The sequence below is a fragment of the Streptomyces sp. CWNU-52B genome, assembly GCF_047444975.1.
GTDB lineage: Bacteria > Actinomycetota > Actinomycetes > Streptomycetales > Streptomycetaceae > Streptomyces.
The window spans coordinates 1-23,757 of record NZ_JBLFJV010000065.1 but is presented as its reverse complement, the minus strand read 5'-3'; the positions used below and the strand labels follow the sequence as shown (position 1 = coordinate 23,757).

Below are 23,757 nucleotides of genomic sequence, written 5' to 3'. Positions count from 1 at the left end.
ACCCCACACGGAAATCCGCCATGGCCTTCGACAACGCCGAGCCGGTCGCCGCGGGGCCTCGCCGGAGCAGCGAGCTCCACGGCGACGAGGCCCTGCGGCTGCTGGGCAGCGTGTCCCTGGGAAGGATCGTCTTCACCCGGCACGCGCTGCCCACCGTCCGCCCCGTCAACCACGTCCTTGACGACGGCGACATCGTCATCCGCACCCACGAGGGGGCGGACATCGCCTCACACGCCCGGCAGGGCGGGAGCGACAGTCCGGGGGTGGTCGTGGCCTACGAGGCCGACGCCATCGACCCGGACACGCATCTCGGCTGGAGCGTGGTGGTCACCGGCTACGCCCACCTGGTCACCGACGCGCACGAACTCGCCCGCTACCAGAAGCTGCTGCACCCCTGGGTGGAGCAGACCATGGACTACGCGGTCCGCATCCACCCCGACCTGGTCACCGGCATCCGGCTCACCGAGGCCGGCCGGCCCCGGTGACGCCCGGTGGCGTCGGGGCCGGCCGGCGCGCCGGTCAGCCCTCCCAGGTCCAGTCCGCGACCTCCGGCAGGTCGGTGCCGTGGCTGCGGATCCAGTCGTGGTGGCGCAGCCTGGTGTCCTCCATCAGCTGGCGGACGGCCGCGGCGCGGACGGCCAGGCCCGGGACACAGTCGATGACGTCCATGACCAGGCGGTAGCGGTCCAGGTCGTTGCGGACCACCATGTCGAAGGGCGTGGTGGTGGTGCCGATCTCCTTGTAGCCGCGTACGTGCAGGTTCCGGTGGCCGGTCCGGCGGTAGGCCAGGCGGTGGATCAGCCAGGGATAGCCGTGGTAGGCGAAGATCACCGGCTTGTCGGTGGTGAACAGCGCGTCGTACTCCGAGTCGTGCATACCGTGCGGGTGTTCCTCGCTCGGCAGCAGCCGGGCGATGTCGATGACGTTGACCACGCGCACGGCGAGGTCGGGCAGATGCCGGCGCAGCAGCTGCGCGGCGGCCAGCACCTCCTGGGTGGGGACGTCGCCCGCGCAGGAGAGCACCACGTCGGGTTCGCGGGTGCCGTCCTCGGTGCCGGCCCAGTCCCAGATGCCGGCGCCGCGGGCGCAGTGGGCGCGGGCCTGCTCCATGGACAGCCAGTCGAAGCACGGCTGCTTGCCGGCGACGATCACGTTCACGTAGTCGCGGCTGCGCAGCGCGTGGTCGGCGACCGACAGCAGCGTGTTGGCGTCCGGCGGCAGATAGACCCGTACGACCTCGGGGCTCTTGTTGAGGACGTGGTCGATGAAGCCCGGGTCCTGGTGGGAGAAGCCGTTGTGGTCCTGGCGCCACACGTGCGAGGTCAGCAGGTAGTTGAGGGAGGCGATGGGGGCCCGCCAGGGCAGCCGCCGGGTCACCCGCAGCCACTTGATGTGCTGGTTGACCATCGAGTCGACGATGTGGACGAACGCCTCGTAGCAGGAGAACAGGCCGTGCCGGCCGGTCAGCAGATAGCCCTCCAGCCAGCCCTGGCAGGTGTGTTCGGAAAGGATCTCCATCACCCGGCCGTGCCGGTCGAGGTGTTCGTCGACCGGGAGCGTGCCGGCCTGCCAGGCCTTGCCGCTCGCGCCGAAGACGGCCTGGAGCCGGTTGGAGGCGGTCTCGTCGGGACCGACGATCCGGAAGTCGCGCCGCCCGCTGGTGGCGCGCATGACGTGCTCCAGCACGTCGCCGAGCACCCGGGTGGGTTCGTGCAGTGTCACGCCGGGCTTGTCGACGGTGACGGCGTGGCGCTCCAGTTCGGGCAGCGGCAGGTCGCGCAGCAGCAGACCGCCGTTGGCGTGCGGTGTGGCGCCCAGCCGTCGGGGGCCGTCGGGCACGCAGGCCAGTACGTCCGGGCGCGGCCGGCCCCGCTCGTCGAACAGCTCCTGGGGGCGGTACGAGCGCAGCCACGCCTCCAGTTGCCGCAGGTGCTCCGGGTTGTCCCGGACGGCGGACAGCGGGACCTGGTGGGCCCGCCAGGTGCCCTCCACCGGCAGGCCGTCGACCTCCGCGGGGCCGGTCCAGCCCTTCGGGGTGCGCAGCACGATCACCGGCCAGTGGGCCCGCTGGGTGACGCCCTCCTCGCGTGCCGTGCGCTGGATGAGCTCGATCCGTTCCAGGGCGTCGTCCATGGCGGTGGCCATGGCCCGGTGCACGGTCATGGGGTCGTCCCCGGTGACGTGGATCGGGGAATGCCCGTATCCCCGCAGCAGCGCGTCGAGTTCGGGCTCGGGCAGCCGGGCGAGGACCGTCGGGTTGGCGATCTTGTAGCCGTTCAGGTGGAGGATCGGCAGCACCGCTCCGTCGTGCACCGGGTCGAGGAACTTGTTGGAGTGCCAGGAGGCCGCGAGCGGCCCGGTCTCGGCCTCGCCGTCACCGATCACACAGGCGACCAGCAGGTCCGGGTTGTCCAGGGCGGCCCCGTAGGCGTGCGAGAGCGAGTAGCCCAGCTCGCCGCCCTCATGGATCGAGCCGGGTGTCTCGGGCGCGACATGGCTGGGCACCCCGCCGGGGAACGAGAACTGCCGGAAGAGACGGGCCATGCCCTCGGCGTCCCGGCTCACGTCCGGATACGTCTGCGTGTACGAGCCCTCGATCCAGGAGTTGGCCAGCACGGCGGGCCCGCCGTGTCCGGGGCCCCAGACGCACATGGCGTCCAGACCGCGGCCCTTGACGACACGGTTGAGGTGGGTGTGGACGAGGTTCAGACCCGGGGACGTGCCCCAGTGACCGAGCAGCCGCGGTTTGACGTGTTCGGGGCGCAGCGGCTCGGTCAGCAGGGGGTTGGCCATGAGGTAGATCTGGCCGACGGACAGGTAGTTGGCGGCGCGCCAGTGGGCGTCCAGTGTCCTCAGCTCGTCGTCCGTGAGCGGGGCGGGTGCCTGCTGGGTGTCGGCGGACATGGGGGTCCCTTCGTGATCGTGGGTGGGTCGGGGCGTGCCGGTCCGTCCTGCGGCTGCGGCGTCGTTCATCCGCTCGGCACGACGAGTACGGGGCAGTGGGAGCGGTGCAGCAGGGTGTGCGCCACCGGGCCGAGCCGCGGCGCGACGTGGTGGGTGCGGCGGTGGGCGCCGATGACCACGACGTCGGCCGTGCGGGTGGCTTCCAGCAGTGCGTGTGCCGGCCCGGTGCGGACCGTACGGGCGTCGATGCCGACGGCGGGGTGCTGCTCCTGGAGCCGGGCCATGGTGTAGCGCGGCACGGATTCCTCGGCCCCGGCCCGCCGGGTGAGCCGCGCCTGTGCCGGGGTCTGCGCGGACGCGGGTGCGAGCAGGGGCAGTTCGGGGGTGATGTGCCGTTGGTTCCAGGAGTGCAGGACACGGAGCCGGGCCCCGCGCCGCTCCGCCTCCTGGAACGCGTGGGCGGCCGCGTCCGTGTCCGCCTCGCCGGCCAGGCCGAGCAGCACCTCACCGCCGTCCCCGCACCGGTGATCGCCGCGTACGACCAGCAGCGGGCCGTGCGCGTGCGCCGCCAGACGCAGGCTCACGGAGCCCAGCAGCATGCCGGTGAACCCGCGGAGTCCGCGGGTACCGACGACGGTGAGCGCGGCGTCCTCGCTCGCGTGCGCCAGGGCCCGTACGGCGCTGCCCCGCACGGCCTGTGTCGTCACCGGCAGCCCGGGGCGGCGTGCGCGGACCCTGGCCGCGGCCGCGGCCAGGATCGGACCGGCCTCGTCGAGGTCGGGCACGGCGTACAGGACGCGCAGTGCGGCCGCGCGGCGCGCCGCCTCGTCCGCGGCCCGGTCCAACGCCCGTACGGAGACCAGCGAGCCGTCCACTCCGGCGACCACCTGATGGACCCTCATCGTCGTGCTCCCTTCCGTTCCTGCCGTTCCTTCCGTGTTCCAGGGAGATGCTCGTCGCTCGCGCGGCCTCGGAGCAGGGCCCCTGAGAACCCGGCGCCGCGCCGTACGGCCCCTCGCCGTTGGGCCGTACGGTCCGGTGCGCGGTGTGCGGAGCGGCCCCCTCACGTGGTGATCCTGCGTCCGGTGACGGCGACGGGGGCGATGCGGATCCACAGGTCCCGCTCCCCTCCGGCCCAGGGCGTGCTGTGGGCCGACTCGGTGAGCAGACGTACGGTCGCGGGGTCGGTCACCGTACGAGCGTGACCCCGCACCAGCACGCTCCAGCCCCGGCTGAGGGCGTCGTCGACGCGGTCGACCTCGAAGGCGACCAGGTGGCCGGCTGCCCGTGCCGGGGCGGCGCCGGGAGCGGTCCTGAAGACGATGTCCCCCTCGACGACGCCGTAGTTGACGGGGACGACGACCGGCCCTTCAGGAGTCGACACCGCGATCCGTCCCACGCCGTGCGTCCGCAGCAGCGCCCGGGACTCCTCCGCGGTCAGCTCGGTGAACTCGGCGTTCCGGGAGGCCCGTCCGACGCCGGGCGGCAGAGCGGTGTTGCCGCCGGTGAGCTCCGCCACCGTGGTGCCCAGGGTCCCGGCGAGTCTGAGGAGGACGCTCGCGTCCGGCGCGGCGCCCGGATGCCCTTCCAGGTACCGGAGGTAGCTCAGGGCCATGCCCGCTCGGGCGGCCGTCTCCGTTCTGCTCAGGCCGAGTTCCGCGCGCCGCAGGGCGAGGCGGCGCCCCAGATCGCCCAGGGGTGCTCTCCCTGCCGCGTTCCGGGACTTCGAGGGCGGCTGATCGGTCATGGCCCTCACTCCTTTCGTCACACCCCCCGGACGGCGACCTCGTGCCGCGCTCCGCCGAGCAGCACCTTCAGGGCGCCGGTGTCGGCGGCCCGGCCGAAGACGTCGTACGCCTCCTCCATGCGCTCCAGCGGGAAGCTGTGGGTGACCAGCGGCGAGGTGGGCAGCCGGCCGGCGGCCGCCATCCGCAGCAGGGTGGGCGTGGAGGTGGTGTCGACCAGTCCGGTCGTGATGGTCACGTTCCTGATCCACAGATCTTCGAGATGCAGGGTCGCGGGCCCGCCGTGCACGCCGACGTTGGCCACGTGCCCGCCGGGGCGTACGACGCGCGTGCACAGCTCGAAGGTCTCCGGTACGCCGACGGCCTCGATGGCCACGTCCACGCCCGTCCCGTCGGTGAGGTCGGCGATCAGCTGCTCGGGGTCTTCCCCGGCGGCGACCACGACATCGGCGCCGAGGCCCTTGGCCGCGTCCAGCCGTGCGGCCGCCTTGTCCACGGCGATGATCCGCTCGGGGGTGAACAGCCGGGCGGCGGCGACGGCGGCCAGGCCGATGGGGCCGGCCCCGATCACCGCGACGGTGTCACCGGGCCGTACCCGCCCGTTGAGGACACCGACCTCGTACGCGGTCGGGAAGACGTCCGCCAGCAGGACGGCGTCCCGGCTCTCCACCGTGCCGGGAAGGAGGTGGACCGACAGATCGGCGTGCGGCACCCGGACGTACTGGGCCTGGGTGCCGTCGATCAGGTGGCCGAGGACCCAGCCCCCGCCCCCGCGGCACTGGCCGTACGCCCCGTCCCGGCAGAAGCGGCAGCGACCGCAGGCGCTGATGCAGGAGACGAGTACCCGGTCGCCCGGCCGCACGGTACGTACGTCGGACCCGACCTCGACGATCTCGCCGACCGCCTCGTGTCCCAGCACCGTGCCGGGAGGCACCTCGGGCACGTCGCCCTTGAGGATGTGCAGGTCCGTCCCGCAGACGGTGACGACATCGACGCGCACCACCGCGTCGGTGGGATCCTTGACGGCCGGGTCCGGGACATCCTCCCAGGCGGCCTGCCCGGAGCCGTGAAAGACGAAGCCCTTCATGTCGAATCCACCTTCCTCGTTGTCTGTCCGGGCCCGCGGCCCGCGCCCGGCGCTCCCCGTGGGCCGGGGCCGGCAGACACCGGCACGGCGTCGGGAGTGCCTCGCACGTCCAGCTTGTCCGGAGCGGCAGGGGTGCGCTTGGGCCGGTCGGCCCTGATGGTCCGCCGGGTGGGGCGATCGGGCCGGGATGCCGCGCGGCGGGCCGGGCGCCCGCCGACCGGACCCGTTCGGCGGGGACCGAACGGCCCTTCCGGCCGGGACGTGGTCCCGGCTTTGCTCGGCTCATGTCCGAGAACCGTTCCAGGTCCACCTGCCACCACCGCGCACCCGACACCGGCGGCGCGACCGTCGTGGAGCTGCGCGGCGAGATCGACATCGCCACGGCACCGGCCGTCTCGGCCCGCCTCGACACACTGACGGCCGGTCCGTGCCCCGACCTGGTGGTGGACCTGCGTGGCGTGTCCTTCATCGACTGCGCCGGGCTGAACCTCCTGTGCCGCGCCCGCAGCCGGGTCCTGGCCAGGCGAGGCCGCCTGTGTCTGGTCACGGAGGACACCCGCTTCCTGCGTGTGCTGGGCGGCGCGGGCCTGTCCGGTGTCTTCACCCTGTGCCGCGCGGCCCGGCCGGCTCACGCGGTTCAGTAGGCGGCCACTCCGTGCTCCCGGAACTGTTCCCGGACCCGCGCGACGAGCTCGGGCCCGGGGCCCGGGGTGTCGCGCAGCGGGAAGGGCAGGCCGAGGGCCTCGTACTTCGCCGCGCCGAGCCGGTGGAACGGCAGGACGTCCACGCGGTCGACGCTGCCGAGGCCGGCGACGAAGCGGGCGAGGCCGTCGACCGCTTCGGGGTCGTCGGTCCAGCCGGGGACCAGGACGTAGCGGATCCACATGCGGACGCCGAGCCGGTCGAGCCGCGTGGCGAAGTTCAGGGTGGGCGCCAGTTCGCCGCCGGTCAGCTTTCGGTAGGTGTTGACGTCGAAGGACTTGATGTCGAGGAGCACCAGGTCGGTGTCGGCGAGGAGTTCGTCGGTGGCGCGGGCACCGAGGAAGCCCGAGGTGTCGAGCGCGGTGTGCAGCCCGGCCTCCTTGCAGCGGCGCAGGACCGCGGCGGTGAAGGCGGGCTGGAGCAGGGGCTCGCCGCCGGTGAGGGTGACCCCTCCCCCGGCGGTGGTGACGAATCCCCGGTACGGGTCGATCTCGGCCATCACCTCGTCGACGGTGGCCTCCCGGCCGTCCCTCATGTGCCAGGTGTCGGGGTTGGCGCAGTACAGGCAGCGCAGCGGACAGCCGCTGACGAAGAGCACGAACCGGGTCCCGGGCCCGTCCACGCCGGTGGACAGGTCCCAGGAGTGGATCCGCCCGGTCGTCGCCGTGCTCGCCTTCGCCTTCTCGGCACGCTCGGTCACGGTCCGCTCCTTCACAGCGAGCCGTGGAAGGTGCGGCTGATCACGTCGAGCTGCTGCTCGCGGGTCAGGCGTACGAAGTTGACGGCGTATCCGGAGACCCGGATCGTCAACTCCGGGTAGTTCTCCGGGTGTTCCATCGCGTCCTCCAGCGTCGCCCGGTCGAGGACGTTGACGTTCATGTGGAAGCCGCCCGAGGCCGTGTAGGCGTCGAGGATGCCGACCAGGTGGGCCGCCCGCTCCTCCGGGCGGTGGCCCAGACCCTCGGGTGTGATCGTCGTGGTCAGCGAGATGCCGTCACGTGCCTGCTCGTACGGGAGCTTGGCCACCGAGAGCGCGGAGGCGGCCACCCCGTGCCGGTCACGTCCGTTCATCGGGTTGGCGCCGGGCGCGAAGGGCTGTCCGGCGCGGCGGCCGTCCGGGGTGTTGCCGGTGTGCTTGCCGTAGACGACGTTCGAGGTGATGGTCAGCACCGACTGCGTGTGCTCGGCGTCCCGGTAGGTGGGGTGCTCGCGCACCTTGGCCATGAAGGACTCGACCAGTGCGACGGCTATGGCGTCGGCGCGGTCGTCGTTGTTGCCGTACGCCGGCCAGTCGCCCTCGGTCTCGTAGTCGACCGCCAGTCCGGTGGCGTCGCGGATCACCTTCACCCTGCCGTACCTGACGGCGGACAGGCTGTCGGCGGCGACCGACAGACCGGCGATGCCGCAGGCCATGAAGCGGTGCACCGGGTGGTCGTGCAGGGCCATCTCGATGCGCTCGTAGGCGTACTTGTCGTGCATGTAGTGGATGACGTTCAGCGTGTTGACGTAGGTGGCCGCCAGCCAGTCCAGTGTCCGGTCGTACGCCGCCGACAGTTCCTCGTAGTCCAGGTACTCCCCGGTCAGCGCGGGCGCCGGCGGGGCGATCTGCTCGCCGGTCATCTCGTCCCGGCCGCCGTTGACCGCGTACAGCAGGGCCTTGGCCAGGTTGACCCGGGCGCCGAAGAACTGCATCTGCCGGCCCACCGCCATCGCGGAGACGCAGCAGGCGATCGCGGTGTCGTCGCCGGTGCGCGGGCGCGTCAGCTCGTCCGACTCGTACTGGACCGCGCTGGTGTCGATCGACACCTGGGCGCAGAACTCCTTGAAGCCGGACGGGAGTTCGGGCGACCAGAGCACGGTGAGGTTGGGTTCCGGGGCCGGGCCGAGGTTGTAGAGCGTCCGCAGGAAGCGGAAGGAGGTGCGGGTGACCAGCGGCCGCCCGTCGGTGCCGAGGCCGCCGATGGACTCCGTCACCCACGTGGGGTCACCGGAGAACAGCGCGTCGTACTCCGGGGTGCGCAGGAACCGTACGATCCGCAGCTTGATGACGAAGTCGTCGATCAGTTCCTGGGCGCGGGTCTCGTCGATCAGGCCCTCCGTCAGGTCCCGCTGGAGGTAGACGTCGAGGAACGTGGAGGTGCGGCCCAGCGACATGGCCGCGCCGTTCTGTTCCTTCACCGCCGCCAGGTAACCGAGGTAGAGCCACTGCACGGCCTCGTGGGCGGTGGCGGCCGGACGGGTGACGTCGCAGCCGTACGAGGCCGCCATCTGTGTCAGCTCGTCCAACGCCCGTATCTGCTCGGCCAGTTCCTCACGGTCCCGGATGATGTCGGGGCCCGAGGGTTGTGCGTCCAGCAGGGCGCGCTCGGCCTCCTTGGCCTCGGTCAGCCGGGCCGTGCCGTACAGCGCCACCCGCCGGTAGTCCCCGATGATGCGCCCTCGCCCGTAGGCGTCGGGCAGGCCGGTGATGATCCCCGCCTTGCGGGCGGCCCGCATCGTGGGCGTGTAGGCGTCGAAGACACCGTCGTTGTGGGTCTTGCGGTAGGTCCCGAAGACGCGCGTGACGAAGGGGTCGGGCTGGTAGCCGTACGCCTTCAGCCCGTTCTCGACCATCCGCAGGCCGCCGTTCGGCATGATCGCCCGCCGGAGCGGGGCGTCGGTCTGCAGGCCGACGATCAGCTCGCGCTCGCGGTCGATGAAGCCCGGCCGGTGCGACGTGATGGTGGACGGGGTGCCCGCGTCCACGTCCAGGACGCCCTTGCGCCGTTCCTCGGGGAACAGCGCGCTCACCTCGTGCCAGACGGCCAGGGTGCGTTCGGTCGGACCGGCCAGGAACGCCGGGCCCCCCTCGTACGGTGTGTAGTTGGCCTGGATGAAGTCGCGTACGTCGACGCGGCCCCGCCACTGCGTCCCGACGAAGCCGTGCCAGGCCTCGGCCTGTCGGCTGCCGGTCTTCGCGGCTTTCACGGTTGCGGTCATCGCCGGTCGTCCTCTCCCTGGTTCGTTCCGTCTGCGCGTGTCCGACTCGCTTCACATGCTGCTGCGCCGCGGTCGTCACGGGCAGTGCCGGACAGGTCCGGCGGGTGGTCCGCCCGGCCCCGGGCCGATGGGGCCGGGTGGGCTCAGACGTGCGGGACCACGGCGACGGGGCAGCGGACGTGGTGCAGCACCGCGTGGGCCACGGGACCGATGTGCGGTCCGAGGTGGCTCTCCCGGGTCCTGCGGCCCACGACGACGAGACAGGCCTCGGACGACGCGTGCACCAGGGCGCCGGCCGGCCTGCTTTCGGAGACGGTCTCGGTCACCGGGACCTCGGGGTACTTCGCACACCACGGACGCAGCGTCGCGACGACGGCGCGTTCCTGGGCGGCGAGCACCTCGGCCCCTGCCCCGGTGACCGCGTGCAGGTCGGCGCCGTCGGCCGAGGGAACGCTGAAGGCGTGGATCACGCGCAGTGCGCAACCGTGCTGCCGGGCGGCTTCGAAGGCGAACTCGATCAGTTCGTCACAGGGGTGCCGGATGTCCAGACCGAGGACGACATCGCGGTACGGGGGCTCGGAGCCGTCCTCCGAGGCGGCCCCGCCGGGTGTCGTGGGGTACTCGTCGGCCGTCGCCTCGCCCGCGCGGACGAGCACGACAGGGCGTACGGACCTGGCGACGACCCGCTGGGACACCGAGCCGACCATGAACCCCGCGAGACCACTGAGCCCTCGGGAACCCAGTACCAGGACCTCGGAATCGTCGGTCGCGGCGAGCAGGGCCTCGACCGGGGAGTCGGACACCAGCCGGGCGTCGATCCGAAGGTCGGGGTGTGCGGCCCGCACACCGCGGACCACCTCGTTCAGCGTCTGCTGGGCCCATTCGCGCTCGCTGCTGTCCGCGGGGACGGAGCCGGGCGGGCGGGGGTGCCACTTCCAGGCGTGCACCAGCCTCAGCGGGACTCCGCGGCGTACGGCTTCCCGGGCCGCCCAGTGTGCGGTCGCGACGCTCTCGACGGAACCGTCGACTCCCGCGGTGACATGGCGAAGCATGGCTGCGTACCTCCTGAATCCGGGGCTCAAGCTCTTCTCGTCGAGCTTCGGGCAGGAAAGGAGCCGTGCGCAGGGTGCCGAACGGCCTTCCCGCCGTACCGGGTGGCCTGGTCGTGGGGCCGGGTGGCCCATGGTCCCGCCCGTGCCCCGGTAGGACGCTGTGACTGCCAGGACCCTATGCACCGTATGCACCGATGGAGGCACGTCATGAACGATCCCGTCACGTCGAGCATGCTGCGGGCCCTCCCCGCCGAGCACCGGCAGCGGTTGACGGACCTCGCCCGGGAGGTGTCGTTCGAGGCGGGTAGCCGCCTCTTCGAGGAGGGTAGCCGCGCCGACCGGTTCTGGATCGTGCGCACCGGCACGGTCGCCCTCGACATGCGGGTGCCCGGCCGGCGGGCAGCGGTCATCGAGACGCTCGGGCACAACCAGCTCATCGGCTGGTCCTGGCTGTTCGCGCCGCACACCTGGCACCTGGGCGCCGAGGCGACGACTCCTGTACGGGCCTACGAGTTCGACGCCACGACCGTACGCGCCCTGTGCCGGAACGATCCGGCGTTCGGTGTGGCGGTCACCCAGTGGGTCGGTGACGTACTGGCCCACCGGCTGCGCTCGGCCCGCACCCGGCTGCTGGACCTGTACGCCCCCTACGGCAGCGGCAGTCTCCTGTGAAGCCGGCCCATGGCCCGCCCGCCCGTACCGACGCGTTCAAGGAGGCACCATGCACGGCACACCGCACGTCGTGAGCGATGTGATGACCCGCACCGTCGCCACGGTGGACCGCAAGGCCTCGTTCAAGGAGATCGTGCAGACGATGCAGGAGCGCAAGGTCAGCGCCCTGCCCGTGGTGGGAGCCAAGGGGCAGGTGATCGGGGTCGTCTCCGAGGCCGATCTGCTGCCCAAGGAGGAGTTCCGCGACAGCGACCCCGACCGCTACACGCAGCTGCGCAGGCTCTCCGACCTCGCCAAGGCCGGCGCGGTGACCGCGGGGGAACTGATGACCTCCCCGGCCCTCACCACACCCCCCGACGCGACGCTCGCCCAGGCAGCGCGCACGATGGCACACGCCAAGGTCAAGAGGCTCCCCGTCGTCGACGCGTCGGGCACGCTGCGCGGCGTCGTCAGCCGCACCGACCTCCTGAAGGTCTTCCTGCGGGACGACGAGGAGATGGCGGAGGAGGTCCGGCGGGAAGTCGTCGCGTACCTGTTCCCCACGCCCTCGTCCGTCGTGCGGACCGAGGTGCGGGACGGCGTGGTGAAGCTCAGCGGACACATCCGGGACACGTCCCTGGTCCCGGTGGCCGCACGTCTGGTCCGGGCGGTCGAGGGGGTCGTGGACGTCGAGTTCGACCTCTCCGGTCACGACTCCGGGTACGACGGCTCCGACTCCGGCTCGTGAACTCATGGCTCGTGAGGTGAGGGGCCGTGCGGACGTCCGCACGGCCCCTCACCCCGTCCTCATCCCCGCCGCTCGGGGTGCCCGGCTCAGCCGGCCCTGCGCCTCCACCGCGGTCCGACCAGTTCCCACTCCTCGCCCCACTGCTCCGTCGCCCGGCGCTCGACCCGCAGCCGGACGAGGCGTCCGCCCGCGAGGATCACCAGACCGCCGAAGGCGGTGACTCCGGATCCGGTCAGGATCGCGCGCGCCTGCGCCTCCGCCCGGCTCATCGGCGCGGGCACCAGGCGGCCGTGCCCGTCCGTCCAGACCGGCACGGTGGCACCGGCCTCCGTACCGGCCCGCACCCTCGCGCTGTCGGTGCGGACGGTCCCCGTGTCGTCGGTCCAGCGCACCCGCGCTCGCACCTGGGAGTAGACGGCTCCCGTGGTCACGTCCCGCAGGCCGGCCGGCGCCGTCTCCAGGAGCACCGCGGACACCTCCTCGCGCGCTGCCCGGCTCCGCGTCATCGCGTCCTGCATCCCCTGCGCGGAGACGGCTCCCACGGCGACCCCGCCGACCGTCGCCAGCACCCAGGTGGCCAGGACGATCCACGCCTCCACCGCGTCGCTGTGCCGCCGCAGCGGATTGTGCCGCCATCGCCATCCCAGAACCTTGGTACGCCTGACCTTCGGCATCGGTCGAACCCCCTCACGGGCAGCTGAGACTTGAGACTGAGGAACTGTGCTTGCTGAGGAACCGCACTGAACGTCTCACCTCCGAGATGACCGCGGCAGGTGCCTCAGGTCCGCGATATCCGGGCCGTTCGGGACCCGGCAAGGCCGTACGGCCCCTCCTGTCCGACCGCCTGTCCGCGCCACGCTGGAACCCGCGCGCCAGCCTGGATCAACTTGCCGGCAGAGCCCCGCCGCCCATCGGCGCGGGGCTGGGAGGAGTTCCCGATGCGAACCGCCGTTCTCGACGTCACCACGCTGGAGAGCCTCGTCTCGGCGGCCGTGGCCGCCCCTTCGATCCACAACACGCAGCCGTGGCGCTTCCGGCTGGACCCGGACGCCATGACGCTGGAGATCCGGGCGGCGGCGGCACGCGGTCTTCGCCACGTCGACCCGACAGGGCGGGGCCTGTACCTCTCCGTCGGGTGCGCTCTCCTCAACCTCCGCGTGGCGGTGGCCCACTACGGCTGGGAGCCGGTGACCCGGTTGCTGCCCCGGCCCGACGAGCCGGATCTGCTGGCGACCGTACGGCTCAGCGGGACGACCACCGCGTCCTGCACCCCCCACCTGTACACGACGTTGTGGCGTCGGCACAGCAGCCGCTTCCCGTTCTCCGCGCGCCCCCTGCCGACGGTCGTCCGCACCGAGCTCGCGGAGGCCGCCCATGCCGAGGGGGCCCTCCTAGGCCGTCCCGGTCCCGCGGAGACCGACCGGATCCTGCGCCTGACCCGTGAGGCGGAACACCGCAACACGGCCGACGCCGACCGGGCGGCGGAGAGCCGCCGCTGGGCGCACGAGCCGAACGGCGACGGTCTCGGCGTACCGCCCGCCGCCGTGGGACCGCAGGACTACGGGGAGCACGTTCCGATGCGGGACTTCGGGGCGCACCGGCACCCCGACGCTCTCCTCGCCCGCCCCTTCGAGAAGCGGCCGTCGATCGCCGTACTGTCCACGGCGCACGACCGGCGGACCGACTGGCTGCGCGCCGGCCAGGCACTCGAACGCGTCCTGCTGGTGGCCACCGCTCACGGCGTACGGACGTCCCTGCTGCACCAGGCCCTGGAATGGCCGGACCTGCGGGACCAGCTCCTGGGTGGCGACGGCGCCCGGCGTGCGCACGCCCAGATGGTGCTGCGCCTCGGATACGGCCCGGAGGGCCCGCCCTCCCCACGCCGCACGGCCGACCGGGCACTGGCCGACGACTCGCTGCCGGCCTCCGGCGCGCCCGGCGCGACCGACGCGACGCGCTGACCACGGAGTGACCACCGCGTGGGCCGGGCCGGCCGCTCCGGCACGCTGCCTCGTCCACCCGAAGGCTGAGGGCTCAGGTCACCTGTGGGGCACCACGGCCACGGGGCAGCCGACGTGTTGGATCACCGCGTGGGTGACGGGCCCGGTACGCGGTCCCACCGGCCGCTCGGCCAGGCGATGGCCGACCACCAGGAGGCCGGCGGAGGAGGCGGCCCGGACCAGCGCGGTCGAGGCCTTGCTCTGCGGTACGCACTCCACCACCTCGACTTCGGGGTACTTTTCCCGCCACACCTGAAGCACCGCGGACAGGAAGCCCTGCCACTCCCGCGCCTGCCGCGGCTCGTCCGCCAGCGCGATGTCTCCCGGGCCCAGTTCGAACGCCGAGGGCGGCTGCCAGGCGTAGAGAACCCGCAGCCGGGCGCCGCGCCGGCGGGCCGCCTCGAAGGCGAACTCGATCGCTTCGTCGCTCGGGTCACCGGCGTCGAGACCGAGCACCACGTCCCGGAATCCGGTGCGGGCCGAGGGACTCCCGTCCTCCGCGGGTACGTGCTCGTCCTGCGCCTCCTCCCCCGCGCGTACCAGGACCACCGGGCAGGTCGACCTCGCCACCACCGCGAGGGCCACGGACCCCACCAGGAATCCGGTGAAGCCGCTGAGCCCGCGCGAGCCGAGGACCAGCAGGTCCGCCCGGTCGGCCGCGGCCAGCAGGGCGGCGGACGCGGGCCCTTCGACCTGTTCGTCCGACAGGAGCACCGCGGGGCAGGAACGGCGGACGCGTTCCTCCGCCTGTCGCAGGGCACGCCGGGCCAGATGCCGCTGGGCCGCGTTCGCCTGCGCGCCGTCCGTCCGGCGGGGCGGGCGGCTGCGGGCGTGCAGGAGCAACAGGGGACGTTCGCGGCGTACGGCCTCGCGGGCCGCCCACTCGGCTGCGGCGAAACTCTCTGCGGAGCCGTCGACTCCGGCGATCACGGGCGCGAGCATTCCGCACACCTCCAGTATCTCGGTCTGCTTCTCACGGCCGGCGTCGTCCCGGGCCTGGCCCTCGGGTAGGGACCGCCAGGTCTGTGCCGGGGACCGTTCGGCCTCTGCGCAGGAGCGCCGTCCGGGTCCAAGGTGGTGATGGGGAGAACTTCTCCCACAGAACTGGGAGGTCGCATGCCCGGCCAGCGAGTGATCGTCGTCGAAGTCGACCGGTCGGCACGCAGCCGTGTCGCCGCCGACTGGGCCGCACGCGAGGCCCGGTGGCGCGGCCTGCCTCTGCGAGTGGTCCATGTCGCCGCGCCGGACGCCCTCGACGCGCCCCGGCCGAAGCCGGGCCGGCCGGCTTCCGTGACGCCCCAGGTGGCGGCCGAACTGGCAGCCGAACTGACTCACAGGCACCCGGACGTGCGGATCGTCACCGACACGGCGCGGCTCACCGGAGCGGCCGTGCCGGAGCCGTACCCGCTGTGCCAGGACGCGGAGATCGTCGTCCTCGGCCTGCCCGGAGAGGACGAACTCTCCGGCCCCGGCCCGGTGTCGACGACCGTCCGGCACGTCGCGGGGACGGCCACCTGCCCGGTGGTCCTCGTGCCCGACGGCCCCGTCCGCGCGGGCCCTGCGCACCGGCCCGCGCAGGTCACCGTCGGCGTCGATGCCCGCCGCCCGGCCGGCGACGCGATCGACTTCGCCTTCGGCACGGCACGTCTGCGGCGCGCCCGGCTGCGCGTCCTGCACGCCTGGGCGCTTCCTCCGTCCGCCGCCGAACTCCCCTTCTCCGTACCGGAGGAGGACCGTGCCGCCTGGGAGGACCACGAGGTGCAGCTGTTGTCCGACGCGGTACGGCCGTGGCGTGAGAAGTACCCGGACGTACGGGTACTCGAGGACGTCGTCCTGTTCTCACCGGCCGAGGCGCTGATCCGCAACCCGGGCGACGCGGAGCTGGTGGTGATCGGGCGGCGGCACCCGTACGGAAACGGTCTGCCCGCCGTCGCGGACGACCTGCTGCGGCACACCGGGTGCCCGGTGGCCGTCGTGCCCGGGTGACACGCCACGGGCATCGGCCCCCGCCGGGCCGCCAGACCATCAGACGCTCCCGGCAAGGCCGGGACACCGGGAACAGGACGCACGCTTCGGGAGGCTGCGATGTCCGACTCATCGTCCACCTTCACATCCGCCGGCTCTCCGCGCACGGTGAGCGATGTGATGACCCACACCGTCGTCGCCGTCGGGCGCGACGCGACCTTCAAGGAGGTCGTCGAACTGCTCGGTCAGTGGAAGGTCAGCGCGCTTCCGGTCCTGGCGGGCGAGGGACGGGTCATCGGCGTGGTCTCCGAGGCCGATCTGCTGCCCAAGGAGGAGTTCCGGGACGCCGACGACCGCCTCGCCGGCCGTGACTGCGACCCGGCGGAACGGGCCAAGGCAGGCGCACTGACCGCGGGTGAGCTGATGAGCAGCCCCGCCGTCACCGTCCATCCGGACGCCACGCTGGCCGAGGCCGCCCGCATCATGGCCCGCCGTCGGGTCAAGCGCCTGCCGGTGGTCGACGGGATCGGCCTGCTGCAGGGAGTGGTGAGCCGCGGCGACCTGCTCAAGGTCTTCCTGCGGCCCGACCAGGAGATCGCGGACGAGGTCCGGCGGTCCGTCCTCACCCAGCTCCCGATCACCACCACGGTGACGGCCGGCGTGGCCGACGGAGTGGTCACGCTGAGCGGTTCCCTGCCCGACCGCGGTCTCGTACCCGTACTGGCCAGGGCCGTGCGGGCGGTCGAGGGGGTCGTGGACGTCCGTATCGACCTCGTGCACCGATGACGTACCTGAGACCCGTGGCCCGGTGGTGTACCCGAGGTCCGGTGCTCGCTCGAACGGCCGCCGCCCTGTGCGCCGATGAGGGCGGCGGCCGGTGCGCGAGGTCGTGCGTCTCCCCAGCCGCGTCGTCCTCGCGCTGGTGTCCTCGCGACTCCCGGGAGAGTGCCCGGCCCGCAAGAGCCGTGAGGACTGGCTTTCGGCGGCTCGGTCCAGTCGGGTCCAGTACGTTTCAGTTCGTTTCAGTTCCGCTTGTCATGGCCCCGGCTCTGACTCCGGTCGTCCACGAGTGCGGCTCCGATGCGCGCTGCCCACGCCTCTATGGCGGTGAAGTCCCGGAAGTCCCCGCCTTTTCCGGAGCGGACTATCATCCGGGCGACGAACCCCTTCGCGCCCTCTTCGATGCAGCCCCCGAAGGTGACGTGCTCCCTGACGTCCAGTCCGTCCATGGCCCGTGTCACATCGGGCACCGGCGGGATGTCCCGTTCCGAGGCCGACGCGTCGAGCGGGCCGCTGCTGAACAGCCACACCGGCCGGCCGGCCAGTTCCCCGCGGTGGCGGCGGACGAACCGGCGGGCGTCCCGGTGCCAGTGCCCGGCGTACAGGCCACCGCCGAGCACCACGGCGTCGTACGACCCGACGTCCGCCGCCACGGACCGCGCCGGCAGTGACTCGGCGACGAGTCCGTCCTTGCGCAGGACCGCCGCGATGGCCTCGGCGATCCGGGCGGTCGAGCCGTTCTTCGTCCCGTAGGCGACCAGCACGCTGTCCGGCATGACGGTCCGCCTCCTCTCTCGGTTCTCTCGGTTCTCTCGGTTCTCTCGGTTCTCTCGGTTCTCTCGGTTCTCTCGGCTCGCTGTTCTCACGGCCCCGTGCCGCGCGTCCTCTCAGATCCTGCGCAGCCAGGTGTCGGCGACACCGTGCAGCGCCTGCTCGTCGGGCTGGAAGCGCGCGTCGTCCAGGCGGAAGGTGAGTTTGTGGACGACGCCGACCACGCCGTCGATCTGGCGCGTCATGGAGACCGCGATCTCCGTCTCGCTCTTGCGCTCCATGTGGCCGGTGAGCGTGACCACACCTTCGGTCACGGAGACGTCGACCGTCTGGGGTGCCAGCCACAGCGCCCGTACCAGCACCTCGTCGATCACCTCCTGGCGGATCTCGCGGTCCGGCCGCAGGAACACCTGCAACAGGTCACGGCGGGTGACGATGCCGACCAGCCGGTCCTCCTCGTCCAGGACCGGCAGCCGCTCCACGCGTCGCCGGGCCATGGTGCGGGCGGCCTCGACGATGGTGTCGTCGGCGTGCGCGGTCACGGCCGGGGCCGTCATCAACTGCCCCGCGGTACGGGCCCGTCCCTTCACGGCCTGCTTCCTGGCGCCCCGCGTCAGGCCGGCCAGTTTGGCCGGCCCGGTGAGCCAGGGCCGCCGCCTCGGCGCGTACGGGTCGGCGGTCAGTGCCTGCCGGACCATCAGGTCGGTCTCGGAGATGACTCCGATGACCTGTTCGTCCTCGTCGACCACGGGCAGGCCGCTGATCCGGTGGTCGGCGAGCAGCCGTGCCACTTCCTTGAACGGGGTGCCGTACTCGGCCCGGACGACCTCCGTGGTCATCACGGATCCGACCTTGTTGTGCTTCATGGTTGTTTCCTCCTCAGCGGAGTCGGCGCAGGTACGGGTCCTGGGGCCTGCGAGGCAGCAGGCGCACACGCGCGTCGAGCACGGAGACCGCGCCCGGCGCCGCGAGAACGGGGTTGAAGTCGGCCTCGGCGAGCTGGGGCAGGTCGCTCGCCATGCGGGACAGGCGCAGCAGCAGCTGTTCGAGGGCCGCGAGATCGACCGGGCCGCCGCCGTCCGCCCCGAAGAGGAGCGGGGCGCAGCGCGGTGCGGTGATCAGGTCGTGCACGTCCTGGTCGGTCAGCGGGGCGAGCCTGGCCGCGTGGTCCGCGAGTACCTCCGTCGCCGTGCCGCCGAGGCCGAACAGGACCAGTGGTCCGAAGACCTCGTCCTGGACGACGCCCGCGAAGAGTTCGGTGCCGCGGGCGGCGAGCGGCTGCACGACCACACCGGTCAGCAGTCCGGCGAACCGGGTCTCGAAGTCCCGGAAGGCGGCGCGCACCTGGGAGTCGCCCTGGAGGTCGAGGTGGACGGCGTGCTGCTGGCTCTTGTGCACCAGGCCGGGCCAGTGGGCCTTCATGACCACCCGCCCGTCGGGGCCGCGCAGCCGCTCGGCGGCGATCACGGCGTCGGTCTCGGTCTCGGCCCACGCCCACCGGAGCTGCGGGACGGCGTAGCAGGCGAGGAGTTCGGCGCAGGTGCGCGGGTCCAGCCAGCCGCCCTCGGGGTGGGCGGTCAGGTAGGCGTCGGCGACCTCGTGGGCGCGCTGTGTGTCGACGGCGTCGAGTTCCGGGACCGTTCCGGCGGGGCGGCTGAGCCAGGCGGCGCGGTGGGCGGCGTGGGCCAGTGCCCGTGCCGCCGCCTGGGGTTCGGCGTACGACGGGACGGTGCCGCCGTCGGTGGCGGGCAGCAGCTTGACCGGGAGGTCCTGTTCGAGGCGCACGGCGACCACCGGCCGTGTCCGGTGTCCGGGCCCGCGGGTCCCGTCCGCACCAGGGCCGGAGGCGGAGTCAGGGGTCCGTGGCCGGGTGACGGCGCGGATCAGGTCGTCGCCGGTGGCCTCGGCCACCGCCGTGGGGACGAGGGCCAGCAGGACGGCGTCGACTCCCGGGGAGCGGGTGATCCGCTCGACGCAGTTCCTGAGCTGCTCCTCGGTGACGGCGGGTGTGACATCGACGGGGTTGCCGACGACGGCGCCCTCGGGCAGTACGGCGAGCAGGTCGTCGACCGTCCCCGGGGTGAACGGCGGCAGCACGAGCCCCGCCTCCGCACAGGCGTCGGCCGCCAGGACGCCCGCACCGCCCGCGTTGGTGACGACCGCGACGCGGGTCCCGGCGGGCAGCGGCTGGGAGTGCAACAGGGCGGCGGCTTCGAGGAGTTCGGCGACCGAGCGGGTGGCGGTGACGCCCGCCTGGGTGAACAGCGCCTGGCGGGTCATCGTCCGGGTGGCGGCGGCCGCCGTGTGCGAGGCCGCGGCGCGGCGGCCCGCGTCGGTGCGGCCTGCGTCGACGGTGAGCAGGGGCATACGCCGGGTCACCCGGCGGGCGGTGCGGGAGAAGGACCGCGGATTGCCGAAGGACTCCAGGTGCAGCAGGGCCAGGTCGGTGCGGCCGTCGCTCTCCCACCACTGGAGCATGTCGTTGCCGCTGACGTCGTACTTGTCGCCGAGGGAGGCGAAGGAGGACACGCCGATGCCCAGCCGGGACAGGCCGTCGAGGAGCGCGATGCCCACGCCGCCGGACTGCACGGCCACGCCCGCGGTACCGGGGCGCGGGTGGTCGGCGGCGAAGGTGGCGTCGAGGAGCAGGCCCGGTTCGGTGTTGGAGACACCGAGGCAGTTGGGTCCGACGAGCCGCATGCCGTACGTGCGGCACGCCGCCGTCAGCGCATGCGCCTGGGCGCTGTCGAGACCGGCGGAGACGACGAGCAGGGCCCGGACGCCGGCCTTGCCGCACTCCTCGGCGGTGGCCGGGACCGCGGCGGCCGGGACCGCGACGACGGCGAGGTCGGGGGTCCGGGGCAGGGCACTGACCGAGGGGTACGACGGCACGCCGAGAATCGACGTGGCGGACGGGTTCACCGCGAAGAGCCGTCGGGTGAAGCCACCCGCGTGCAGGTGGTGCAGGACGGCCCGCCCGACAGAGCCGGGCCGGCGCCCCGCGCCCACGACGGCGACGACGCGGGGCCGCAGAAGCGGTTCGAGGCTCGCGACGGCTGCGGCCCGCCCACGTGCTTCCACCGCCGTCAAGTAGGCGTCGTCCTGGGCGAGTTCCACGGTGCAGCGCACCTCGGGGCCCTCGAAGCGACGGGCCGTGCGCAGGCCGAGGTCGGCGAAGAGCTGGAGGACCTCGTGGTTCTCGCTGAGCGCGTCGGCCGTGAACGTGACGATGCCCTCCGCCCGCGCGGCGGAGATCAGGTGCTCGACGAGCAGGGTGCCGATGCCACGGTGGTGGAGCCCGTCGGCCACGGCGATGGAGATCTCGGCCGAGTCGCCGCCGTCGTCGCCGCTCCCGTCGGTGTTGGTGTCGGTGTCGTACTCGGCCAGGCCGATCACGTGCCCCTGTGTCTCGGCCAGCAGGGCCCGGTAGCCGGGTCGCGGCGGTGCGCAGGCACGGTCGGCGGCCATCTCGGCGGAGCGCCGGCTCGCCGCGAAGAAGCGCAGCCGGAGGTTGTCCGGGGACATCTCCTCGTAGAGTCCCTGCAGTTGGTCGTGATCGCCTCGTGCCACGGGACGGATGCACACGGTGGTGCCGTCCGCGAGCAGGGCGTGGACCGTGCGTCGGCCGAGTGCTTCGTCTTCGTCCGTCATCGTGGATCTCTCCTCAAGGCCTCTGGGCACTTCGAGCATCCAGCGGTCCGGTCTGCGGACCCATGGGCTGTACGGGGGCGGCATGAGGGCCGGTCGGCCCGTGGTTCCCGGCCGTGTGGCCGTCCGGACAGCCGGGGGCGGCGGGCGGCGGGCGGTGACCATCAACGAGCCGGGCCCTACCCAGCTCGCCAGGTCCGCCAGGTCCGCCACCTCCGTTTGCCGGTACCGGAGTTGGCGCCGGGCACGAAAGCCCGCCGCACCCGGCGTCGACCGGCCGCGTCCGACAGGCGGTGAGCGGCCGCCACGTGATCCGCGGACCCATGTCCCCGGTCACGTGGCGAGCGCTGAACGGGGCCGCGTGATCAGCCCAGTTGCGGTACGACGGCCACAGGGCAGGCCGAGTGGTGCAGCGCCGTGTGGGCGACGCGGCCGAGCTGGAGTCCGAAGTGCCCGTTCCGGCGCCTGGCTCCGACGACGAGCAGGTCGGCGGAGGCCGAGGCGTCCAGCAGCACCTTGCGAGCGGTGCCCTCGACGATGCGCCGGTGCAGCTCCACGGAGGGATACTCCGCCGCGGCCTCGTCCACCGCCGCCGCGAGTATCTCGCCGGCCTGCTGTTCGTGCAGGCGGGCCGGTTCCCCGGCCAGCAGGGGATGGTCGGTGCTCTCGTAGGCGGGGCATCGCCAGGCCCGTACCGCCTCCAGGGCGGCGCCTCGTCGCTTGGCCTCCTGGAAGGCGAAGCGCACGGCGGCCGAGCCGCGCTTCGCCTCGGCGACGCCGAGCAGGACGCGCCCATGGGCCTCGGGGCCCGTCCGGCTGCTGTGGTCGCCGCGCAGCACGATCACCGGGCAGTCGGCATGGGCGGCGACCGCGAGACTCACCGAACCCAGCAGCAGTTCGGCGACCCCGCCTCGGCCGCGTGACCCGAGGACCAGGAGGGCGGCGCGGCGGGCTTCCCGCACCAGAGCGGGCACCGGTGCGTCCTGCAGCACCTCGGTGTCGACCTTGACGTCCGGCCGGCGACGGCGGGCCCGGTGGGCGGCCGCTTCGACGATCTTGTCGGCGAGGATCTGCTCGGACGTCCTGCCGAGGCCCTGGGCGAGCGCGGCGCCTTCGTACCGCTCCCACAGGGACGCGTACACCAGCCGAAGCGGCGCGCCGCGCAGGGCGGCCTCGTCGACCGCCCAGTCGACGGCGTGCAGACTCGGCTCGGAACCGTCGACCCCGACCACCAGAAGGATGTTCACCGCGCTCACCGTCCCGCACCGGGACGGAAAGCAAGGCCGCGGACGATCCGGGCTCCGGGGTGCTCCTCGATGAACTGGGGCTCACCGAAGGTTCGTACAACGGCTGCCTTCATGATCGTGGTCTCCTCTCTCGTACGCCTCTGCCGTACGCCTCAGCCGTGTGCCTCAGTCGTGCGCCACGACGGCGACGGGTGCTGCGGAGTGGTGCAGGACGGCGTGCGTGACGGGACCGATGTGCACGCCGAAGGGGTTGCGCCGGACGCGTCGGCCGACGACGAGCAGGGACGCGTCATGGGACGCGTCCACCAGGTGGTTGGCCGCGCTGCCCCAGCGGGACTGCGGGACGACCTCGACGGCGGGGAACTTCCGCCGCCACGGGCGCAGCACTTCGGTGAGGGCCGCGGCCCGCTCCTTGGACAGTTCGTCGTGGAGCGCGAGATCCGAGGAGAGTCCGTACGCGTAGTAGGGCGGCGGGTTCCAGCCGTTGACGACCCGTAGGCCCGTTTCCCGCCGGACCGCGGCGTCGAAGGCGAACTCGATCACCGTGTCGTGCGGGTTGTCGGTGTCGAGGCCGAGGACGACCGGCAGGAAGGGGCTCGCGCCGGAAGGTATGCCGGACGGGTCCATGGCGTGCTCGTCGGCGGCCTGTTCCCCGGCCCGGACCAGGACCACGGGCTGCTCGGCCTGGGCCACGACGGCCTGGCCGACGGAGCCCAGCAGGAAGCCGCCGATGCCGCTCATGCCCCGGGAACCGAGGACCAGCAGTTCGGAGTCCTTCGCCGCACGTGCCAGCACCTCACGGGGCGGACCGCTCAACTGCTCCACGGTCACGTCCACCCCGGGGTGGCGCAGCCGGATGCCGTCGGCTGCCTCGCGGGGGATGCGTTCGGTCCAGTGCTGCTGTGTCTCGGCGCCCATGAGGGGTGCCTGGGCGATGGGTTCGGGGACCGGCTCCCATACGTGGACGAGCTTCAGCGGCAGACCGCGCAGCCTCGCCTCGCGGGCCGCCCACTCGGCCGCGGCCAGGCTCTCGGCCGAGCCGTCCAGACCTGCGACAACCGTGCGGACCATGATTCTTCCTCCTGGGTGGTGACGTGGTTCAGCCTGGGTGGCCGGGACGGACGGCCCGGGGACGGGCGGACTCGTCGGACCGGCGGATACAGCAGGGGGGACGCGGTGGGCCCGTGACGACGGGTCCACCGCGTCTTCCGCGGTCATCGCAGCCAGGTGTGGTCGCGGACCACGGGGAGCCGCGCCCAGACCCTGCCCAGACCCCAGGTGACACCCGCACCCGCCACCGCGACAGCGACCAGAGCCACCGCATAGATCACGTGATAGTCGGCGAACGGATTCGTCGACATACTCGCCGCACCGTCCGACAGATGCTTCGCCGGCGGCCACTCCGCGATCCACATGAACGCCATCAACGCCGTCCCCGCCACCGCCGCCAACCGCAACGCCACACCCGCGGTCACAGC

The 23,757-nt window shown here is 72.8% G+C and carries 21 protein-coding genes and 1 pseudogene; 7 read left to right on the top strand and 15 right to left on the bottom strand.

What is annotated here, in order from left to right; all coding sequences use genetic code 11:
• Positions 1-20 precede the first annotated feature (20 nt).
• Complete coding sequence (locus tag ACLVWQ_RS39495) at positions 21-485, top strand: pyridoxamine 5'-phosphate oxidase family protein (RefSeq protein ID WP_414114154.1); 465 nt, start codon at positions 21-23, stop codon at positions 483-485.
• Between the two features lie 34 nt (positions 486-519).
• On the opposite strand, the gene ACLVWQ_RS39490 is transcribed toward ACLVWQ_RS39495, so the two are convergent.
• The 4 genes from ACLVWQ_RS39490 to ACLVWQ_RS39475 all read right to left on the bottom strand — a co-directional run bounded on the left by ACLVWQ_RS39490 (position 520) and on the right by ACLVWQ_RS39475 (position 5,736).
• The gene (locus tag ACLVWQ_RS39490) at positions 520-2,904 is read right to left on the bottom strand and encodes a phosphoketolase (protein WP_414114153.1); all 2,385 of its coding nucleotides are present in this window, start codon (positions 2,902-2,904) and stop codon (positions 520-522) included.
• 65 nt (positions 2,905-2,969) lie between these two features.
• Complete coding sequence (locus tag ACLVWQ_RS39485; RefSeq protein ID WP_414114152.1) at positions 2,970-3,806, bottom strand: universal stress protein; 837 nt, start codon at positions 3,804-3,806, stop codon at positions 2,970-2,972.
• A 161-nt stretch (positions 3,807-3,967) separates the two neighbouring features.
• Positions 3,968-4,651, bottom strand: coding sequence for a pyridoxamine 5'-phosphate oxidase family protein (locus tag ACLVWQ_RS39480; protein WP_414114151.1), 684 nt, complete (start codon positions 4,649-4,651; stop codon positions 3,968-3,970).
• Positions 4,652-4,668: 17 nt separating this feature from the next.
• Positions 4,669-5,736, bottom strand: a complete 1,068-nt coding sequence (locus ACLVWQ_RS39475) for an alcohol dehydrogenase catalytic domain-containing protein (protein WP_414114150.1) — start codon at positions 5,734-5,736, stop codon at positions 4,669-4,671.
• Positions 5,737-6,020: 284 nt separating this feature from the next.
• Between ACLVWQ_RS39475 and ACLVWQ_RS39470 the strand changes: the two genes are divergently transcribed.
• Positions 6,021-6,380 carry an STAS domain-containing protein gene (locus tag ACLVWQ_RS39470; RefSeq protein ID WP_414114149.1) on the top strand — a complete coding sequence of 120 codons (360 nt, stop codon included), beginning with the start codon at positions 6,021-6,023 and terminating at the stop codon, positions 6,378-6,380.
• Here ACLVWQ_RS39470 and pflA read toward each other — a convergent pair.
• The 3 genes from pflA to ACLVWQ_RS39455 all read right to left on the bottom strand — a co-directional run bounded on the left by pflA (position 6,374) and on the right by ACLVWQ_RS39455 (position 10,469).
• Positions 6,374-7,138 carry a pyruvate formate-lyase-activating protein gene (gene pflA, locus ACLVWQ_RS39465; RefSeq protein ID WP_414114148.1) on the bottom strand — a complete coding sequence of 255 codons (765 nt, stop codon included), beginning with the start codon at positions 7,136-7,138 and terminating at the stop codon, positions 6,374-6,376. The two genes, ACLVWQ_RS39470 and pflA, sit on opposite strands and share 7 nt — an antisense overlap.
• Before the next feature lie 11 nt (positions 7,139-7,149).
• A complete protein-coding gene (pflB, locus tag ACLVWQ_RS39460) occupies positions 7,150-9,417 on the bottom strand; it encodes a formate C-acetyltransferase (RefSeq protein WP_414114147.1) in 2,268 nt (755 codons plus the stop codon).
• 143 nt (positions 9,418-9,560) lie between these two features.
• Positions 9,561-10,469: a universal stress protein gene (locus ACLVWQ_RS39455; RefSeq protein ID WP_414114146.1), complete on the bottom strand. Its 909-nt coding sequence runs from the start codon at positions 10,467-10,469 to the stop codon at positions 9,561-9,563.
• A 207-nt stretch (positions 10,470-10,676) separates the two neighbouring features.
• On the opposite strand from ACLVWQ_RS39455, the gene ACLVWQ_RS39450 reads away from it, so the two are divergent.
• Positions 10,677-11,141: a cyclic nucleotide-binding domain-containing protein gene (locus tag ACLVWQ_RS39450; protein WP_414114145.1), complete on the top strand. Its 465-nt coding sequence runs from the start codon at positions 10,677-10,679 to the stop codon at positions 11,139-11,141.
• 49 nt (positions 11,142-11,190) lie between these two features.
• Positions 11,191-11,868, top strand: a complete 678-nt coding sequence (locus tag ACLVWQ_RS39445; RefSeq protein WP_414114144.1) for a CBS domain-containing protein — start codon at positions 11,191-11,193, stop codon at positions 11,866-11,868.
• An 86-nt stretch (positions 11,869-11,954) separates the two neighbouring features.
• Here ACLVWQ_RS39445 and ACLVWQ_RS39440 read toward each other — a convergent pair whose 3' ends face one another.
• A complete protein-coding gene (locus ACLVWQ_RS39440; RefSeq protein ID WP_414114143.1) occupies positions 11,955-12,542 on the bottom strand; it encodes a hypothetical protein in 588 nt (195 codons plus the stop codon).
• A gap of 264 nt (positions 12,543-12,806) precedes the next feature.
• Here ACLVWQ_RS39440 and ACLVWQ_RS39435 point away from each other — a divergent pair, with 264 nt between their 5' ends.
• Positions 12,807-13,829 (top strand): Acg family FMN-binding oxidoreductase, encoded by a 1,023-nt coding sequence (locus ACLVWQ_RS39435; protein ID WP_414114142.1) that lies wholly within the window; start codon positions 12,807-12,809, stop codon positions 13,827-13,829.
• 78 nt (positions 13,830-13,907) lie between these two features.
• On the opposite strand, the gene ACLVWQ_RS39430 is transcribed toward ACLVWQ_RS39435, so the two are convergent.
• Positions 13,908-14,810: a universal stress protein gene (locus ACLVWQ_RS39430; protein ID WP_414114141.1), complete on the bottom strand. Its 903-nt coding sequence runs from the start codon at positions 14,808-14,810 to the stop codon at positions 13,908-13,910.
• Between the two features lie 174 nt (positions 14,811-14,984).
• Between ACLVWQ_RS39430 and ACLVWQ_RS39425 the strand changes: the two genes are divergently transcribed.
• Both ACLVWQ_RS39425 and ACLVWQ_RS39420 read left to right on the top strand, forming a co-directional pair.
• Positions 14,985-15,854 carry a universal stress protein gene (locus tag ACLVWQ_RS39425; protein WP_414114140.1) on the top strand — a complete coding sequence of 290 codons (870 nt, stop codon included), beginning with the start codon at positions 14,985-14,987 and terminating at the stop codon, positions 15,852-15,854.
• Positions 15,855-15,953: 99 nt separating this feature from the next.
• Entirely contained in the window at positions 15,954-16,619 is a 666-nt protein-coding gene (locus ACLVWQ_RS39420; RefSeq protein ID WP_414114139.1) for a CBS domain-containing protein, read from the top strand.
• Between the two features lie 236 nt (positions 16,620-16,855).
• On the opposite strand, the gene ACLVWQ_RS39415 is transcribed toward ACLVWQ_RS39420, so the two are convergent.
• The 6 genes and pseudogenes from ACLVWQ_RS39415 to ACLVWQ_RS39390 all read right to left on the bottom strand — a co-directional run.
• Entirely contained in the window at positions 16,856-17,389 is a 534-nt protein-coding gene (locus tag ACLVWQ_RS39415) for a flavodoxin domain-containing protein (RefSeq protein WP_414114138.1), read from the bottom strand.
• A gap of 111 nt (positions 17,390-17,500) precedes the next feature.
• A complete protein-coding gene (locus ACLVWQ_RS39410; RefSeq protein ID WP_414114137.1) occupies positions 17,501-18,250 on the bottom strand; it encodes a CBS domain-containing protein in 750 nt (249 codons plus the stop codon).
• A 13-nt stretch (positions 18,251-18,263) separates the two neighbouring features.
• A complete protein-coding gene (locus ACLVWQ_RS39405) occupies positions 18,264-21,035 on the bottom strand; it encodes a GNAT family N-acetyltransferase (protein WP_414114136.1) in 2,772 nt (923 codons plus the stop codon).
• Positions 21,036-21,397: 362 nt separating this feature from the next.
• Positions 21,398-22,279, bottom strand: a complete 882-nt coding sequence (locus ACLVWQ_RS39400) for a universal stress protein (protein WP_414114135.1) — start codon at positions 22,277-22,279, stop codon at positions 21,398-21,400.
• A gap of 165 nt (positions 22,280-22,444) precedes the next feature.
• Positions 22,445-23,350 carry a universal stress protein gene (locus tag ACLVWQ_RS39395; protein WP_414114134.1) on the bottom strand — a complete coding sequence of 302 codons (906 nt, stop codon included), beginning with the start codon at positions 23,348-23,350 and terminating at the stop codon, positions 22,445-22,447.
• A gap of 143 nt (positions 23,351-23,493) precedes the next feature.
• A pseudogene (locus ACLVWQ_RS39390) lies at positions 23,494-23,757 on the bottom strand (hypothetical protein); the annotation flags it as partial.

Bases quoted from the DNA above. Each gene is read 5' to 3' on its own strand.
- ACLVWQ_RS39435 (WP_414114142.1), top strand. From the start codon at position 12,807: ATGCGAACCGCCGTTCTCGACGTCACCACGCTGGAGAGCCTCGTCTCG.
- ACLVWQ_RS39445 (WP_414114144.1), top strand. From the start codon at position 11,191: ATGCACGGCACACCGCACGTCGTGAGCGATGTGATGACCCGCACCGTC.
- ACLVWQ_RS39470 (WP_414114149.1), top strand. From the start codon at position 6,021: ATGTCCGAGAACCGTTCCAGGTCCACCTGCCACCACCGCGCACCCGAC.
- ACLVWQ_RS39490 (WP_414114153.1), bottom strand. From the start codon at position 2,904: ATGTCCGCCGACACCCAGCAGGCACCCGCCCCGCTCACGGACGACGAG.
- pflB (WP_414114147.1), bottom strand. From the start codon at position 9,417: ATGACCGCAACCGTGAAAGCCGCGAAGACCGGCAGCCGACAGGCCGAG.
- ACLVWQ_RS39475 (WP_414114150.1), bottom strand. From the start codon at position 5,736: ATGAAGGGCTTCGTCTTTCACGGCTCCGGGCAGGCCGCCTGGGAGGAT.
- ACLVWQ_RS39410 (WP_414114137.1), bottom strand. From the start codon at position 18,250: ATGAAGCACAACAAGGTCGGATCCGTGATGACCACGGAGGTCGTCCGG.
- ACLVWQ_RS39405 (WP_414114136.1), bottom strand. From the start codon at position 21,035: ATGACGGACGAAGACGAAGCACTCGGCCGACGCACGGTCCACGCCCTG.
- ACLVWQ_RS39495 (WP_414114154.1), top strand. From the start codon at position 21: ATGGCCTTCGACAACGCCGAGCCGGTCGCCGCGGGGCCTCGCCGGAGC.
- ACLVWQ_RS39395 (WP_414114134.1), bottom strand. From the start codon at position 23,350: ATGGTCCGCACGGTTGTCGCAGGTCTGGACGGCTCGGCCGAGAGCCTG.
- ACLVWQ_RS39450 (WP_414114145.1), top strand. From the start codon at position 10,677: ATGAACGATCCCGTCACGTCGAGCATGCTGCGGGCCCTCCCCGCCGAG.
- ACLVWQ_RS39430 (WP_414114141.1), bottom strand. From the start codon at position 14,810: ATGCTCGCGCCCGTGATCGCCGGAGTCGACGGCTCCGCAGAGAGTTTC.
- ACLVWQ_RS39480 (WP_414114151.1), bottom strand. From the start codon at position 4,651: ATGACCGATCAGCCGCCCTCGAAGTCCCGGAACGCGGCAGGGAGAGCA.
- ACLVWQ_RS39485 (WP_414114152.1), bottom strand. From the start codon at position 3,806: ATGAGGGTCCATCAGGTGGTCGCCGGAGTGGACGGCTCGCTGGTCTCC.
- ACLVWQ_RS39440 (WP_414114143.1), bottom strand. From the start codon at position 12,542: ATGCCGAAGGTCAGGCGTACCAAGGTTCTGGGATGGCGATGGCGGCAC.
- ACLVWQ_RS39425 (WP_414114140.1), top strand. From the start codon at position 14,985: ATGCCCGGCCAGCGAGTGATCGTCGTCGAAGTCGACCGGTCGGCACGC.
- ACLVWQ_RS39455 (WP_414114146.1), bottom strand. From the start codon at position 10,469: ATGCTTCGCCATGTCACCGCGGGAGTCGACGGTTCCGTCGAGAGCGTC.
- ACLVWQ_RS39420 (WP_414114139.1), top strand. From the start codon at position 15,954: ATGTCCGACTCATCGTCCACCTTCACATCCGCCGGCTCTCCGCGCACG.
- ACLVWQ_RS39415 (WP_414114138.1), bottom strand. From the start codon at position 17,389: ATGCCGGACAGCGTGCTGGTCGCCTACGGGACGAAGAACGGCTCGACC.